We start from the raw sequence: 15,825 nt of genomic DNA on the forward strand, positions 1-15,825 counted from the left end.
CACACAGATACGGCTGAAGTCAAGACTTTTCTGCGAGTGCGAAAATAGCGTGCCCTGCGCGAGAAACGCTGGCAGGACCGACGGGCAACCCCGGCGAGGCTTTACCGCGTGGCTACTGGCTTATCTTCCGAAATGGCTGCTGCGGCGCGCGGCGTTCCTTTACCCGCTGGGGCCTCCCAGGAGCCAGTCGAAAGAGTCCACCGTCACGCGGTAGGTTGCTCCTCCGCGTTGCACGGGTACCTCGAAGTACGCCCGCCCGTTGGGCGGAACGTCCGAGCTCGCGTACCCCAGGGTCTTGGTGACCGGTCGGCCGGCGCTGTCCAGCTCCTCGACCAGGAGACGGACGTTCGCGGCCCAGATGCCGCGGTCGTTGTGGATGTAACCGGCGACGACGGGGCTGCCGGTCCGGGTCCGCCCCACTTCCCACTCGACCTTCAGGTACCGCTCTTGCGGGCTCCCGAAGTTCTGAGCCCAGGCTGCGCTTGTCGCCAGGGCGATTACGGTTGCGAGGGTCGCGATAGCGTTCCTATTCATTACGCCCCTCCGTTTTTGGCGTGTCTCTTTCTCAGTAACAGGCGGCGGCGCCGAAAAGGTTCCAGGCGATGGGCCCCGCCCACTCCTCCTCGGCGTCCCGCCACGCGACTGCTTCGACCGGGGTGGTCAAATTCGTTTCTTCCCCCTATAGGGACGGGTTGGGAAGGAATCGAATCTGAAACAGCCCGTGGGGGTTGCCCCTCCTCTCCCGCCTTCCCGCACTACCCGTGAGCCGAGGGCTTCGAGCGCTTTCCGGGTTGTGGTCTCCTTCATCGAGGCGACGAGCAGGGCGAGTCCGCCTTCCAGGAGGAAGGGCTCCAAGCCCCAGGGAACCGGCAGGGGCTCTGACGCCAGGGGGTCGGCGGCCCGGCCACCGGCCTGAAATTCGTTTCTTTCCCAAGCTCACCCTTATAGGCGAAATGGAAACGAAACGAATTCGGCCAGCCGCGAAAGTCGCCCTGTCCGCTACCGAACTGCGGAAGTTGGCTAGTTTCCTCTTTTTTTCAAGCTACTTATAAAAAATCGCGCCGAGCCGAATTTTGGGCTTGACAAGCCTTTAGCACTGAAGTAAAAAAAGTGGAAATAGTACACGTTCTAAAAACTATGAATTTTCTGTAAGCCATCTGGCCATGCGATTCCTCACAACGGGTGACATTGCTTCGGCGTGTCAGGTGACGATCCCGACAGTCAAGCGCTGGATTCGTGACGGACACCTGCTGGCCTTCAGGACTGTGGGCGGACACTACCGGGTCACGGACGAGGAACTGAAGCGCTTTCAGACCGTCCAGAAGATCCCCGAGATCGCCGAAGGGCCTCCGCGCATTCTTATCGTGGATGACGATCCAAACCTCCTGAGTGTGCTGGTGGAGGCCCTGAGCCTGGACTCGGGCTACAAGGTCGAGGCCGCCCAGGATGGCTACGAAGGCCTGATCAAGGTGGGAACCTTCAGGCCCCACGTCCTCGTCCTTGACCTCCGCATGCCGGGCCTGGACGGCTTTCAGGTCTGTCGGAAGGTGAAGGCCGACCCGGCCACGAACTTCACCAAGATCCTGGCGATCACGGCGTACCCGGAAGGGAACGTCCGAGAGCAGATCCTCGAGGCGGGCGCCGACGGCTTTCTTCAAAAGCCCCTTCAGCTCGCAGACCTTCAGGCTGAGGTGGCCCGCCTGGTGGGAGCCCTGCGATGACCGACCCCGGAGTCGCGGTGCTCCCGCGGAACGGAGAGGAGAAGGCAGCCATGAGACCTCTAACGCTGGTCCTCCCGATCATCGTCCTCCTCGGCTTACTGGCCGCGGTCCCTCAGAGCATCGCCGGGCCCGCCGAGCTTTACACGCTCGAGTTCCTGCCGACGGCCAACTTTCCGGAAGCCCGGGGGACGATGGCCCTCAAGGTCGTGAAGGGCGAAACGGTCGTGCATTTCCGGGTGAGAGGGGCCCGTCCGCACACCATCTACACGATCTGGATCGTTTTTAATGTGCTGAGGGACGGTCCTGTCAACGGAGTGATTCCGGCCGATGCCGAGGGCAAGGTCGCCTCCGGTGCGCCTGCAGGATTCCCGCCGGAAGGGAACGCGGTGGCGCCACTCGCCAGGCTGGACGACGCGTTTACGAGTGGAATGGGGCTCGATCCCGGGGCTGTGTTCTTTACTAACGATCGAGGTGACGGGGAGGTGCAGGTGAAGCTGGACTACGATCTCGTCAGGGAGGCGCCGGTGGCCAATAAGGACGTCATTCGCCAGTGTGTGCCGGGCCCACCCGGCGTCGACGCGGCTGGGAAGCCGACCTGCCCCGCGCCGTCGGAGTCGATCCGAGTCACCACGACCTGGCTGAGGACCTACATCGGGCAGGTGAACGATCCGGCTACGGAGTGCGCAAACTACATCGAGGGATTCCCAGGGGTCTTTTTCTGGCAGTGCATCGATCCCGCCACGGTGGATCCGAAGACGGGGAACGGCCTGCCGAGAGTACCCCGGTTCGTCTTCAACCACTTCCGTCTGGCCGCTCATCCGGATGCCCTCACCCACGGGTTCATCGGCGGCGACCCCGTCGACCACATCATCGATATGGTCGGTCGCTACGCCGACCTCGCGCTGAAGCAGTAGCGGCTCCGGTCGATTCGACGAACAAGCCCTGGTCCGGTCCAGGGCTTTTTCGATTAGGGACGGACGCGAGATGGCGGTGCGCGCTCAGGTTGCGACAATCGCAGGAGCAGTCCCGGGCCCGCTTCCGGGCTGGGTGCTGATGATCGCCGTGGCGGCCGGGTGCTCCGTCCTGGCAGACCTCCTGGCATCCTCGATCGCAGTCGGCGGGAGGAGCCCGGTGGAGCCGGTCACCCTTGCCATCATCCTGGGCCTTCTTCTGCGGAACACCGGGTGGGTGCCCGCGGCCTGTGACACGGGGATCAAGAGCTACGAAGCCGCGCTCAAGGCCGGGGTCGTCCTGCTGGGGCTCGGCCTGGCCTTCCACCAGGCGATCCGCCTCGGCGCGCAGGCGCTCGCGGTCGTCGGCGTTTGCCTGCTGACCGCGCCCGTTCTGATCCACGTGATCGCGAAGCGGCTGGGTGTGGCCCGGGGCCTCGGCATCCTGATCGCGGTCGGCACGACGATCTGCGGCTCGACCGCCATCGCGATGGCGGCGCCGGCGATCGAGGCCCGGGACGAAGAGGTGTCCTACGCGATCGGGACGATCTCGGTGCTGGGCGTCCTGGCCCTGCTCACGCTCCCCCTCGTCGGCGCCGCCGTCGGCATGGGCGACGCCGAGTTCGGGATCTGGGTGGGCACCGCCGTCCCCGCGACCCCCCAGGTGATCGGCGCGGCATCCATCTACGGAAACGGCGCCATCCCGGGAGCCACGGTCGTCAAGATGACCCGGAACCTCTTCATGATTCCGGCGGTACTCCTCCTCGGGCTCTGGTGGGCCAGACAAAAGGCCTCGGCGGCCGGAACGCGGCTCCGCGGCGGGGACTACCGGAAGGCCGTCCCCGCGTTTCTTTTCGGCTTTCTCCTGCTGGTCGGGGTGCGCTCGCTGGTCGATCAGCTCGAAATCCTGCCGCGTGACCTCTGGGAGCGGACGCTGGACGCCGCCGCGTGGGCGGCCAGGGTTTCGATTCTCATCGCCATGGCGGGCATTGGATTGAACACTCGGCTCGCGGCCCTCCGCAAGGTCGGCGGCGCGCCGCTCCTCGTTGGCTTCCTGGGAGCTGTGTCCCTGGGGGCGATCAGCTACGCCCTCGTTCGAGGGCTCGGCGTCGGACACTAGAACAATCGGAGGGGGCCTCGACGGCCCCCTCCGAGGCCACCCCCAGGAATGGCGGTTCGAGCCGAGGGGCTGCCGACGAGCCGCAGGCGAGGAGAGCCACGAGGCGAGGCCCGAGTTGGTTGCGCGGGCGAAGCCCGCGCTCCGAGACGACACTAGGAGGCGGGGTGTTCCTGATGATATCGTCGGCGTAGGCGCGTCGAGTGGCAGGGAGCGGGCGTGCGCTCGCACCCGGGCAACCCGGGGTCATGGCGCGACGAATGGCGATGGCGGCGGTGGTCGAAGCGAGGAGGGTCGGACGATGTCGGAAGAAGAGCCAGCTGTGACCCGTTTCCGGAGGGAGCCCGGGAGAACCTTCCCCGTCCTGCTCCTCGCCATCGCCCTCCTCGGCGCGGCCTACCTGGCCATCCTGATCTTCACCCCGCTCCTCCGACCGTACCGGTTTCCGATTCCCTACGCCGTTCCGATCTTCGATGTCCCCTTCGTCCTGGTTGCCATCGGCGTCGCATACCTCTGCGCCGAGCGCCATCGTCTCCGCCAGGACTTCCGCTCCGTCGCGCTCGGCATGACCCTGTGGCTCGCCGCGCTCCTGGCCCTCGCCCATATCCTGGCCCAACCGGATTATCCGGGCACGCCGGGCGTCAATCCCGGTGTGGCTCCGTACTTCTTCTTCCTCAGCTACCTGGCCGGCTTCGTCGGCATCGGTCTGGCCGCGCACTCCGGCGACCGGCAGTTCCCGCTGACCGACCGCGCGCGGCTCTGGAGCGGGGTCGGCCTCTTCTGCCTCGCTGTGCTACTCGTGATCACCGTCATCGAGATCCGCCCGCTCCTGCCGTCGCTGGTGATGAAACCCGGGCGCCTCACCCCGTTCGCGATCGCCGCCGCGGGGGTGACCAACGGCCTGGTCGCGATCTGGGCGCTCTGGGGAGGGCTCCGGAGAGGGTGGAGGAAGGCCTCGAAGGAGGAACCCGACTGGTTCGCGGGGTTCCTCGTCCTCGCCGCGTTCATCTGGTTGCTGGTCCTGGCGGGCTGGCTCGTCTACCCGTTCCGCTACGGGATCAGCTGGTATCTGGCGGGGCTTGCCCGGCCGCTCGGCGTCGGCGTGATCTTCGTCGGTCTCCTCCGCGAGCAGGTCTGGCTCTACCGGGAGGCCCGGGCGCGGATGCGGGACCTGGAGGGCCTCCACACCGCCGGGCAGGCGCTGGTCACGAGCCTGGATCCCCACCAGATCGTCGAGACCATTGCGACCAAGGCTCGCGAGGTGTCGGGAGCCGATGGCGCCGTCCTCTTCCGGCTCGACCCCAAGGCCCAGATCCTTCGGGCGGTGGCACACGCGGGGCGGATCACCCCGGAGTTCGTCTCCGGTCTCGAGCTTCCCATCGATACGGGGCTGGGCGGTCTGGCTGTCGCGGGGCGCCGGCCCGTGTGGACAGCGAACCTCCAGGAGGATGACCGTGTCCCGCTTCCCGCAGAGATCCGGGAGCGCGTGCGCCGGGAGGGCCTCAAGGCCGGTCTGACGATCCCGCTCGAGATCAAGAGCGGCGAGGTCTTCGGGACGCTCTCGGTCTACTTCAGGGAAGAGCGGCAGTTCGCCGACACCGACGTTCAGCTCCTCTCCGCCTTCGGTACCCAGGTGGCCGTCGCCATCGAGAACGCCCGGGCCTTCGACCAGCTCGCCGTCAAGGCCCGGAACGACGCGGCGCTCCGTGACTTCTGCCAGCGGCTCCTCGAGGCGACCGGGGAGGAGGAGATCCTCAGCGACGCCGTGCGGCTGGCCCGCAACCTGGTCCAGGCGGACTACGTGAACCTCTTCCTCTTCGATCCGAAAGCCGACTTGCTCCGCATGGAGGCCGGTCTCGGGTGGGAGCCCGGGACCGTCGGCGTGATCACCGTGTCGCCCTCGGCCGAGTCGTTCGCCGGCTACGCCTTCCTCCACCGGGAGGTGGTCCAGGTCGGGGACCTCTCCCAGGAACGCCGCTTCGCCATCCCGCCCTATCTTTCCGCGCACGGCGTGCGCGCCGGCCTCGCGGTTCCGCTCGGGGTCCGAGACCAGCCGATCGGCGTCATGGGCGCCTACTACCGGGGGCCGCACGACTTCAGCGACGAGGAGAGTCGGGTGCTCCTGAGCCTGGCCCAGCAGACCGCGCTGGCGCTGGAGAAGGTCCGCCTGTACGCCGAGCTCCAGGCCAATCTCCGGCGCCTCCAGGAGACGCAGGCGCAGCTAATCCAGGCCGATAAGCTCACGGCTCTGGGGACGCTCCTCTCGGGGATGGCCCACGAGCTGAACAGCCCGCTTTCGACGATCCTGCTCTCCGTTCAGCTCCTGAAGCAGCGCCAGGTGCTGCCCGACCCGATCCGAAGGCGGGTGGAAGTGATCGAGGAGGAGTGCGAGCGCGCCTCCCGGATCATCAGGGACCTCCTCGCCTTCGCCCGGCGCAGGCCCGCCGAGCGGCGGCGCGTGAACCTCAACGAGGTGATCAACGCCACCCTCACGCTTCAGGCCCCCGACTTCGACCTCAACAACATTCGCGTGGTCAAGGAGTTCGCGGCAGCCCTGCCCGAGATCTGGGGGGACTCGCACCAGCTCCAGCAGGTCTTCCTGAACCTCTTCACCAACGCCACCCACGCGATGAAGATCGCCCACGGTCGCGGCACGCTCACGGTGCGCTCGTTCCCGCGTGGCTCCGGCGTCGCCATCGAGGTCGAGGATGACGGGCCCGGCATCCCCCCGGAGCACCTCGGCCGGGTCTTCGACCCGTTCTTCACGACGAAGGGGACGGGAGAGGGAACCGGGTTGGGGTTGAGCCTCTCGATCGGGATCGTCGAGGCCCACGGAGGCCGGATGAAGGTCCACAACGTTGCGGGGTCAGGGGCCCGGTTTACGGTTGAGCTTCCGATCGGGGAGGGCGCGGAGCCGCTCGAGTCCTCCTCCCCAGAGCTCGTGACCGCCGGGTCTGGCGTGCGCACCCTGGTCGTGGACGACGAGGCGAGCTTGCGGTCGCTGCTCACGGACCTGTTCAGCGGCTTGGGCCATCACGTGGAGAGCGCGGCGACGGGACAGGAGGCGATCGCCAAGCTGGAGGGGCAGGCCTACGATCTCGTGACCCTCGATCTACGGCTGCCGGACATCCACGGCAAGGACGTCTGGCGCTGGATCCTGTCGCGGAGTCCTGCGCAGGCCGCCCGCGTCATCTTCGTGACCGGCGACACCATGAGCGCCGAGACTCAGGAGTTCCTGCAGAAGGCGGGCCGGCCTGTCATTACCAAGCCGCTGAGCATCGAGCGGATCTACCGGGTCGTCGACGAGGTCCTGAGGGCGAAGCCGTCCCCCGCTCGCTCGTAGATAATCGGAGGGGGCCTCCACGGCCCCCTCCGAAGCCTCCCCCAGGAATTGGTTGCGCGGGCGAAGCCCGCGCTCGAAGGGCGTTACTCCGACACGCTCGTAGTCCGGACCCGGAGAATTCCTGACGGGTGTCTCGCGCGCTACGGCTTGGGCGCGAGGTCGGCGTGGCGGCCGACCATGTCGATCACGTGGTCCTCGTGGTTGCCCCCGATGAACCCGTGGGTGAGGGCATCGGGATGGGCGGCCAGCCGGAAGTGGTTGAAGGTGAACCGCGGCACTCGCGGCAGGCCGTTGCCCGTCCTGGGGTCCACGGTCGCCGGATCGATGCACTGCCAGAAGCGCACCCCGGGCTCGAGCGCCGGATCGTAGTTTGCGCACTCCGTGGCCGGGTCCGTCACCTGCCCAATGTAGGTCCTCAGCCAGGTCGTGGTGACTCGGATCGACTGCGAGGAGGCCGGGCAGGTCGCCTTGCCGTCCGCGCCGACGGCGACCGGGCCCGGCACACACTGGCGGATGACGTCCTTGTTGGCCACCGGTGCCGCGCGGATGAGGTCGTAATCCAGCCTGACCTGCGTCTCCCCGTCGCCCCGGTCGTTTGTGAAGAACACCGCCCCGGGATCGAGCCCCATGCCAGACGTAAACGCGTCGTCCAGCCTAGCGAGCGGGGCGACACCGTTGCCCTCCCTCGGGAAGTCCGGGCGCCCGGTCCAGCTCGTCCCGCCCGCCGCCACCGCCAGTGCCGTGCACTCCTCCTTCGCGTCGGGCTCAGATGCGGAACAGGAGGGCACTTCGTGCCCCGAGGTGGGAACGGGCCACACCAAGACGTTGTATACGATCCAGATCGTGTAAATCGTGTGCGGGCGGGCTCCTCTCACCCGGAAGTGGACGACCGTTTCGCCATTCACGACCTTGAGGGTTATCGTGCCCTGCGCGCCCGCCGGGGCGTTGGCCGTCGCCCGGAAGTCGAGCGTGTAGAGCTCGCCCGCCGCGACGCGAAGCGGCAGCCAGAGGGTACCGAGGAGTGCCGCGCTCAGGAGCAGTAGCTTTCCGACTCTCATAGGGGTTTTTCGCCCCTCCTGACTGATTGTTGCGAGCTTGGCGAAGCCACCCTTGTCGAGCGTAAGCGTCCAGCAAATCCGATGCCTGAGCGCCACCTTGTCAGAGGCCAGGAAAAACAGGGTCTTGGTCCTGGCAAATTTTCATCCAGTGAGCCGACAGTATCGATTATTGGGGAGACTGCTACACTTTCTGTAGGTTCTCACGATCATCAGCCACGGGCCGCGCGCCGCCTTGACATCGCTTCTGGAGATCATTACGCTCAACCCGGAAGAAAATCGCCGTTCCCGGAGGTCAGGGCTGATGCGTACCGTCCGTACCCTCCCATGGCTCTTCGCCCTCGTCGTGCTCCTTCAGACGGGCGTGCCTCAGGCGGCGGAGCAGTGCGCCAACCGGGGCAAGCTCGATGTCCTCTACTGCGACGAGGATCGCGACCTGGTCGCCGATCCGCCGAAGGATCCCAAGAAACTGCTCAACCCGGACACCCTGATCTTCGCCTACGTCCCCGTCGAGGACCCGGCGGTGTACGTCACAGCCTTCTCCGACCTGCTCCGCCACATCGAGAAGGCGACGGGGAAAAAGACCCAGTACTTCGGCCCCCAGAACTACGCGGCCCAGATCGAGGCGATGCGCTCGGGGCGACTTCATATCACCGGCTACTCCACCGGGTCGGTCCCCTTCGCGGTGAACCTGGCCGGCGCGGTCCCGTTTGCGGTGATGGGGACCGAGCAAGGTGGGGCCGGCTACCACCTGATCATCATCACCCAGGCCAGCAATGACAGGATCAACTCCGTCGCCGACCTCAAGGGGAAGCGCGTGGCCCATGTCTCGCAGACTTCCAACTCAGGCCACCAGGCTCCCGTCTACTTCTTCTCGAAGATGGGGGTGGTCCCGGGAAGGGACTATCAGATCGGCTTCACTGGCAAGCACGACAACAGTATCCTCGGCGTCGTGAACGGCGACTACGACGCCGCGGCGGTGGCGGACACCGTCCTCGAGCGGATGGTGAATCGCGGGGTAGTGAAGAAGACGGACTACAAGGTGGTGTACACCTCCCCCCTGTTCCCCGTGGCCGGCTGGTCCTACGCGCATGACCTGGACCTCAAGCTCGCCGAGAAAATCAAGGAGGCGTTTGCCACTTTCAAGATCGAAGGGTCCAGCCTCGCCAAGGAGTGGAAGCCTCCCAGGTATACCCGGTTCGTTCCGGTCTCGTACAAGAAGAACTGGGAGGCGGTTGTCGGGATCCAGGAAGCCAACGGGATCGTCTACACGAAGGACTCGCCCGAGTACAAGAAGCTCCAGAAGCCGGCCAAGCGAGGAGAGTAGCCCGCCCCCCTCATGCTGGAGGTGGCGGGCCTCGTCAAGACCTACCCCACCGGCGACCGCGCCCTGCGGGGTGTCTCGCTGACCGTGAAGGCGACCGAGGTCGTCTTCGTCATCGGCCCCTCGGGTGCCGGCAAGAGTACCCTGATCCGCTGCATCAACCGGCTCGTGGAGCCCGACGCCGGCTCCGTGCGGCTCGACGGCCTGGAGATCACCACGCTGAAGGACGCGGAGCTCCGGCGTGCCCGGCGTCAGATGGGGATGATCTTCCAGGAGTTCAACCTGGTGGAACGACTGACCGTGATGGAGAATGTCCTGTCCGGACGCCTGGGCTACGTGGGCCTCTGGCAAGCCTGGCGCCGGAAGTTCCCCCCCGGGGACGTGGGGCTGGCCTTCGAGACGCTGGCGCGCGTCGGGCTGGCCGGGTTCGAGAACAAGCGGGCCGACGAGCTTTCGGGCGGCCAGCGCCAGCGGGTCGGCATCGCGCGGGCCCTGGTGCAGCGGCCGAAGATCCTGCTGGTCGACGAGCCGACGTCGAGCCTGGATCCCAAAACGTCCGAGGCCATTATGACTCTCATCACCAGGCTCGCGGCTGAGGAGCAGATCCCGGCCCTGATCAACATCCACGACGTGCCGCTGGCCCGGCAGTTCGCCCAGCGGGTCCTCGGCCTCAATCAGGGCGTGATCGTGTTCGAGGGCACCCCGGGGGACCTGACGCGCGAGGCCCTGGACCTGATCTACCGCGGGGCAGGGGAAGAGCTGACCGAAGCCCTGGGCGCGTGAGCGAGGTCCGGCTATCGTGCGCCGATCTTCCGTCGCGATTGACTGGCGTCCCCCGTCGGCATTTCCCGCCCGCTGGATGGCGCCGGCCCTCTGGCTGGGGCTGGGGGCGTTTCTTCTCTGGAACGCTCTGAGCCTGCACGTAGACCCGGCGCGGGTCGCGCGGGGCCTCAGCCGGGCCGGGATCGTCTTCGGCCGCGCCTTTCCGCCCGACTTCGGGCGCTGGGAACTCCTGGTTGAAGGCATTGTCGAGAGCCTCCAGATGGCGACGCTTTCGACGGTCCTGGGCGTGCTGATCGGAATCCCGATCGCGGTGATGGCGGCGCGCAACTTCGCCCCGCTTCCGGTGTACGCGATCGGGCGGGGGATCATCTCCCTGGCGCGCACCTTTCACGAGATCATCGTGGCCATTATCTTCGTGAAGGCCGTCGGGTTCGGGGCCTTCGCGGGGATGCTCACGCTGACGTGGGGCTCCATCGGGTTCTTCGGGAAGCTCCTGGCCGAGCAGATCGAGAACATCGACCGCGGACAGGTGGAGGCGATCCGGGCAACCGGCGCGAGTCGAGCCGCGGTGCTGGTCTTCGGGGTGCTCCCCCAGGTCCTACCCCGCATCATCGGTCTCACGGTCTATCAGTGGGACGTCCACCTGCGGCAGTCGACGATCATCGGGATCGTCGGCGCCGGCGGGATCGGGACCACGCTCTACAACTCTTTCGCGCGCTACGACTACGACTTCTCCCTGGCCATTCTACTCGTGATCATTGCCATCGTGCTCCTGGGCGAGGCGGTGAGCGCTGTGGCGCGGAAGCGGGTTCAATGAGGGAGGCAGGGTTAACCAGCGATTGCCCACCGGAGGAGCCCAGGGCTGTTCGAGCGCGGGCTTCGCCCGCCCAATCTCTGGGGGGAGGTGTCGGAAGGGGCGGGTACCCGCGCCACACCCGCGCGCCAGCGCGGGGGGTCGGCGTGGGTGTGCCCCCCTCCGAGCGGCAATGAGAGAGTGGCGCCGGTTCACGCCATTCCAGAGCGCCCTCCGCGTCGCCGGACGGCTGGTGGCCGCGGCGATCATGCTCTGGGCCCTCTGGGGCATGGGGATCCGATGGGAGTTTGTCGCGACCTCGCCGGCCCAGGTCCGCGACCTCTTCGGCCGGATGTTTCCGCCGGACTGGGGCTTTGCCGGAGAGCTTGTGGACCCGCTGATTCAGACCGTCAACATCGCGACGCTGGGAACCACGCTGGCCGTGCTCATGTCGCTCCCGATTGCGTTTCTCGCCGCGCGGAACACAACTTTTAACTGGGCGACCTACGCCTTCGGACGCGTGGTCATGTCGGTGAGCCGGTCGGTGGACTCGCTGATCTGGGCCCTGATCTTCATCGTCGTGGTGGGGCCTGGGTCCCTGGCCGGGGCGCTGGCCATCGCGGTGCGCTCCATCGGCTTCGTCTCGAAGCTTTTCGCCGAGGGGATCGAGGAGATCGACCGCGGGCAGGTCGAAGCGGTCACGGCGACCGGCGCGGGGCGCTTCAAGGTCCTCCTCTACGGGATCGTGCCTCAGATTCGCCCGGTCTTCGCCGGCGTCTGCATCTACCGCTGGGACATCAATATCCGCGAGTCCACGGTCCTGGGCATCGTCGGCGCGGGCGGAATCGGGTTCGTCCTGAACACCGCCATCCTGGGCCTCGAGTGGAGCCGCGTGGGGCTGATCCTTGTGGTCATCTTGGGGGTCGTGACCGTCTCCGAGGCGCTCTCGGCGTACCTGAGGAAACGGGTCACGTAGCGGATCGGCAAGTGAACCGGGCGATCAGAGTCGAATCTCTGTCGTGAAGCTCGCTGAGCTCCGCGGCTTCGCGTTCGATCTGGATGGCTGTATCTGGGCCGGGTCTGTCCTCCTGCCCGGGGCTCGGGAGTTCGTGGAGGCGCTCCGTCAGCGGGGAAAGCGGCTCCTGTTCCTCAGCAACAATTCGCGGGAGCTTCCCGAGTCGGTGGGGGAGCGGTTGAACCGTCTCGGCATCCCGGCCGCGCGCCACGAGGTCCTGACGGCGCTGGAGCTCCTGGGCCCGGTCATCGCCGAACACTTCGGGCGGACGGACGTGCTCGCGCTCGGCAGCCACGAGATGGCGGCGATGGTGGAGGCGGCCGGGCATCGCGCGGTTCCGCTGGATCGGTGGAGGGAGGCACGGGTCGTCGCGGTCGGCAACGACCCGACCTTCGATTTCGTCAAGCTGAAGGCGGCTGCCCAGGCCATCGCGCGGGGCGCGGGCTTCGTCACGGTCAACCTCGACCCGCGCCTCCCGCTGGAGGAAGGGGAGTTTGACCCGGGGAACGGAGCGCTGGCCGAGGCCATCGCTGTCGCCTCGGGCGTCCACCCGCTGGTCGTCGGCAAACCCGAGCCGCCGATCTTCAAGACTGCGCTGGAGCGCCTCGGCTGCCGCCCCCGGGAGGCGGCCATGGTCGGCGACGGGCTGAAAACGGATATCCAAGGCGGCCTCGCGGCGGGAATGGTGACGGTCTGGCTGGCGCGACAGGGGGCCGAGGGCGACAGCACGATCCAGCCTCACCTCCGGGTCGCATCCTTTCACGAGTTTCTTGACCGGCTCGATGATGACCTCCCGTGAGGATCGCCCCAGACCCGCCGATCTCCGGCTCGCGCGCGGCGTGTGAGGGCTTCGCGTCAGGCCGTGCGCGGCGCGGGTCCGGCGATCGCGCGCCAGACTTTCTCGGGAGTCAGCGGGAGATCCAGATGCCGGACGCCGAACGGGGCCAACGCGTCCAGCACGGCGTTGGCGATCGCTGGCGTGGAGCCGATGGTGGCCGACTCACCGATGCCCTTCACGCCCAGCTCGGTCCGCGGGGAGGGCGTGGCCGTGTGCGCGGTCTCGAAGCTCGGGAGGTCCGCGGCCTTGGGCACGGCGTAGTCCATCAGCGAGCCGCTCAGGAGCTGACCGGTCTCGTCGTAGACGACCGCCTCGTAGAGCGCCTGCCCGATGCCCTGGGCCAGGCCGCCGTGGACCTGGCCGTCGGCGAGCAAGGGGTTGACGAGGAGGCCGCTGTCGTCGACCGAGACATAGCGCAGGAGGCGGACGCGGCCGGTGTCGGGCTCGACCTCGACCACGGCCAGATGCGAGCCGAACGGGTAGAGCAGCCCACTTCCGACGAAGTCTTCCTTCGCCTCGAGGCCCGGCTCAAGGCCCGGTGGGAGCTTCTCGCCGTGGGCGGCCTCGGCGACCTGACGCCAGCTCACTTGTCGGTCCGGGACGCCCCGAACCTGGAACACTCCGTGCTCCAGCCCGACGTCGTCGGCAGCGGCCTCCAGCAGGTGGGCGGCGATGCGCCGCGCCTTCTCGCGCACGCTGCGGGCGTTGGCGAGGGCCGCCATGCCCCCGCGCGCGATGCTGCGGCTGCCGTAAGTCCCGCTGCCCGCGCGAATGAGCTTGGTATCGCCGTGGATCACGCTGATCTGCTCAGTCGGGACCTGCAGCTCGTCCGCGACCAGCTGGGCGAAGCTCGTCTCGTGCCCCTGCCCGTGCGGTGACGAGCCCGTGAGCACCGTCACGCGCGCGTCGGGCCCGATGACCACGTCGCTCACCTCCTCGTCGACGAAGCCGCACATCTCGACGTAGCTGGAGAGCCCGATTCCCAGGAGGCGCCCTTCCTGCCGCGCCCGCGCCTGCTCGGCCCTGAGGGCGGCGTAGCCCGCCCGCTCCAGAGCCGTCTCGAGGGCCCCGGCGTAGTTGCCGCTGTCGTAGCTCGCCCCCGTCGCGGTCTCATAAGGGAAGGCCTCGGGCCGGACGAAGTTCCGCCGGCGCACCTCGGTCGGATCCAGACCGAGCCGGTCGGCGAGGAGCGTGATCGTGCGCTCGATGAAGTAGGCAGCCTCCGGACGGCCGGCGCCCCGGTACGCGGCCGTCCCCATCGTGTGGGTGAACACGCCCAGCACCTCGACGCGGGCGGCCGGGATGTCGTAGCAGCCCGTCGCCATCTGTCCGGCCAGGACCGGGAGGAACGGGCCGTCGCTGAAGAGGCACCACCCCAGGTTTCCGACGATGCGGGCATCGAGCGCCAGGATGCGGCCGCGCGTGTCGGCGGCAAGCCGCATCCGCGCCACCATGTCGCGCCCGTGGGAGGTCCCCTGGAGGTCCTCGCGGCGCGTCGCCGACCAGCGCACCGGGCGCCCGAGCTTCCGCGCCAGGAAGGCGACGATCAGGTCCTCGGGGTAGAGCGCGATCTTCGAGCCGAAGCCTCCGCCCACCTGTGGGGCGATGACCCGGAGCTTTTCGGCGTCGATCCCCAGATGCTCGGCGACCCAATCGCGCAGCAGGTGCGGGTTCTGGGTGCTCGCCCAGAGCGTGAGCTGGCCGGTCGCCGCGTCGTAGTCGGCGGCGACGGCGCGCGGTTCCATTGCCACCGCCGTCACGCGCTGGTTCGTCATGCGGGCCTCGACTAGCACGGGCGCGCCGGCGAACGCCGCGTCGACGTCCCCGACGGTTCGGGACCAACGCATCGCGAGGTTGGTACCGAGCTCCTCGTAGACGAGCGGTGCCCCCGGGTCGAGGGCGGTCTCCGCATCCGTCACTGCGCGCAACGGTCGGTACTCGATGCTCAGAGCTTCCAGGGCATCGGCGGCCCGGTAGGGGTCGTCGGCCACGACCGCCGCGACGGGCTCGCCGACGAACCGCACGCGGCCCTCGGCGAGCACCTGACGCTCCCGCGCGGTCACCTCGTCGAAGGCCTCGACGGGGATGATCATAGCGATCGTGCCCAGGTGGGGATTCAGATCCGCAGCGGTCAGGACCGCCACGACGCCCGGCGTGCGGCGTGCCGCCTCGGTATCGACCTTCCGTATCTCGGCGTGGGCGTGGGGGCTCCGCGCGAAGGCCAGATGCAGGACGCTCGGGAGGCGAAGGTCGGCGACGTAGCGGTCCTGCCCGGTGAGGAGCCCGGGGTCTTCGCGGCGCTTCAGTGGCGAGCCGACGGCCTGGGCGTCCATCGCGGAGGTCCTGCTCCCCGGGCGGGACTCGACGGCGGGACGAAGCTCCTACTTGATCGCGACTGCCTTGACCTGTCTGAAGTCGGTGATCCCGTCCAGGGATTTGATGATGCCGTCCTGGACGAGGGTCGTCATGCCGCCCTCTTTGGCCGCGGCGAGGAGCTCGGTCACTCTGGCCTTGGTCTGGATCATCCGCTTGACCTCCTCGGTGGCGACCAGGAGCTCGTGGATGCCCGCGCGGCCGCGGTAGCCGGTCTTGTTGCAGTTGGGGCAGCCCTTGCCGCGGTAGAGGACGAAGGCGTCGTCGTACTTGGCGAGGCGCTCGAACTCCTCCGCGCCGTAGGCGCGGGCCAGCTCCTCGTACTCCTTCTTGGGGGGGTGGTAGGGTTCTTTGCAGTCGGCGCAGACGCGTTTGACGAGGCGCTGGGCGAGGACCCCGAGCAGGGCGTCGGCGAAGTTGAAGGGGTCCATGCCCATGTCGAGGAGGCGGATGACGGTTTCGGGGGCGCTGTTGGTGTGGAGGGTGGAGAAGACGAGGTGGCCGGTGAGGGAG

13 protein-coding genes are annotated in these 15,825 nt (G+C 67.6%); 9 read left to right on the forward strand and 4 right to left on the reverse strand.

Going from position 1 to position 15,825, the window contains the following annotated elements; all coding sequences use genetic code 11:
* Positions 1-159: 159 nt before the first annotated feature.
* Positions 160-534: a hypothetical protein gene (locus HY726_02885; GenBank protein ID MBI4607939.1), complete on the reverse strand. Its 375-nt coding sequence runs from the start codon at positions 532-534 to the stop codon at positions 160-162.
* Between the two features lie 671 nt (positions 535-1,205).
* Here HY726_02885 and HY726_02890 point away from each other — a divergent pair.
* The 4 genes from HY726_02890 to HY726_02905 all read left to right on the forward strand — a co-directional run bounded on the left by HY726_02890 (position 1,206) and on the right by HY726_02905 (position 7,131).
* Complete coding sequence (locus tag HY726_02890; GenBank protein MBI4607940.1) at positions 1,206-1,721, forward strand: response regulator; 516 nt, start codon at positions 1,206-1,208, stop codon at positions 1,719-1,721.
* A complete protein-coding gene (locus tag HY726_02895; GenBank protein ID MBI4607941.1) occupies positions 1,718-2,635 on the forward strand; it encodes a hypothetical protein in 918 nt (305 codons plus the stop codon). Before HY726_02890 ends, HY726_02895 begins: the two co-directional genes overlap by 4 nt.
* Before the next feature lie 76 nt (positions 2,636-2,711).
* Positions 2,712-3,791: a putative sulfate exporter family transporter gene (locus HY726_02900; GenBank protein ID MBI4607942.1), complete on the forward strand. Its 1,080-nt coding sequence runs from the start codon at positions 2,712-2,714 to the stop codon at positions 3,789-3,791.
* Between the two features lie 298 nt (positions 3,792-4,089).
* A complete protein-coding gene (locus tag HY726_02905; protein ID MBI4607943.1) occupies positions 4,090-7,131 on the forward strand; it encodes a GAF domain-containing protein in 3,042 nt (1,013 codons plus the stop codon).
* 140 nt (positions 7,132-7,271) lie between these two features.
* Here the strand turns inward: HY726_02905 and HY726_02910 are convergent, their stop codons facing one another.
* The gene (locus tag HY726_02910; GenBank protein MBI4607944.1) at positions 7,272-8,189 is read right to left on the reverse strand and encodes a hypothetical protein; all 918 of its coding nucleotides are present in this window, start codon (positions 8,187-8,189) and stop codon (positions 7,272-7,274) included.
* Between the two features lie 301 nt (positions 8,190-8,490).
* Between HY726_02910 and phnD the strand changes: the two genes are divergently transcribed.
* The 5 genes from phnD to HY726_02935 all read left to right on the forward strand — a co-directional run bounded on the left by phnD (position 8,491) and on the right by HY726_02935 (position 12,900).
* Complete coding sequence (gene phnD / locus HY726_02915) at positions 8,491-9,513, forward strand: phosphate/phosphite/phosphonate ABC transporter substrate-binding protein (GenBank protein ID MBI4607945.1); 1,023 nt, start codon at positions 8,491-8,493, stop codon at positions 9,511-9,513.
* A gap of 12 nt (positions 9,514-9,525) precedes the next feature.
* Entirely contained in the window at positions 9,526-10,293 is a 768-nt protein-coding gene (gene phnC / locus HY726_02920; protein MBI4607946.1) for a phosphonate ABC transporter ATP-binding protein, read from the forward strand.
* Between the two features lie 76 nt (positions 10,294-10,369).
* A complete protein-coding gene (phnE, locus tag HY726_02925; GenBank protein MBI4607947.1) occupies positions 10,370-11,110 on the forward strand; it encodes a phosphonate ABC transporter, permease protein PhnE in 741 nt (246 codons plus the stop codon).
* A 169-nt stretch (positions 11,111-11,279) separates the two neighbouring features.
* Complete coding sequence (gene phnE, locus HY726_02930; protein ID MBI4607948.1) at positions 11,280-12,062, forward strand: phosphonate ABC transporter, permease protein PhnE; 783 nt, start codon at positions 11,280-11,282, stop codon at positions 12,060-12,062.
* A 43-nt stretch (positions 12,063-12,105) separates the two neighbouring features.
* Positions 12,106-12,900 carry an HAD-IIA family hydrolase gene (locus tag HY726_02935; GenBank protein MBI4607949.1) on the forward strand — a complete coding sequence of 265 codons (795 nt, stop codon included), beginning with the start codon at positions 12,106-12,108 and terminating at the stop codon, positions 12,898-12,900.
* A 56-nt stretch (positions 12,901-12,956) separates the two neighbouring features.
* Here the strand turns inward: HY726_02935 and HY726_02940 are convergent, their stop codons facing one another.
* Together HY726_02940 and tadA are read right to left on the reverse strand one after the other, a co-directional pair.
* Positions 12,957-15,272 carry a xanthine dehydrogenase family protein molybdopterin-binding subunit gene (locus HY726_02940; GenBank protein ID MBI4607950.1) on the reverse strand — a complete coding sequence of 772 codons (2,316 nt, stop codon included), beginning with the start codon at positions 15,270-15,272 and terminating at the stop codon, positions 12,957-12,959.
* A 48-nt stretch (positions 15,273-15,320) separates the two neighbouring features.
* A partial coding sequence (gene tadA / locus HY726_02945) for a Flp pilus assembly complex ATPase component TadA (protein MBI4607951.1) occupies positions 15,321-15,825 on the reverse strand: 505 nt, incomplete at its 5' end.

The sequence above is a fragment of the Candidatus Rokuibacteriota bacterium genome (genome assembly GCA_016209385.1).
Classification (GTDB): domain Bacteria; phylum Methylomirabilota; class Methylomirabilia; order Rokubacteriales; family CSP1-6; genus JACQWB01.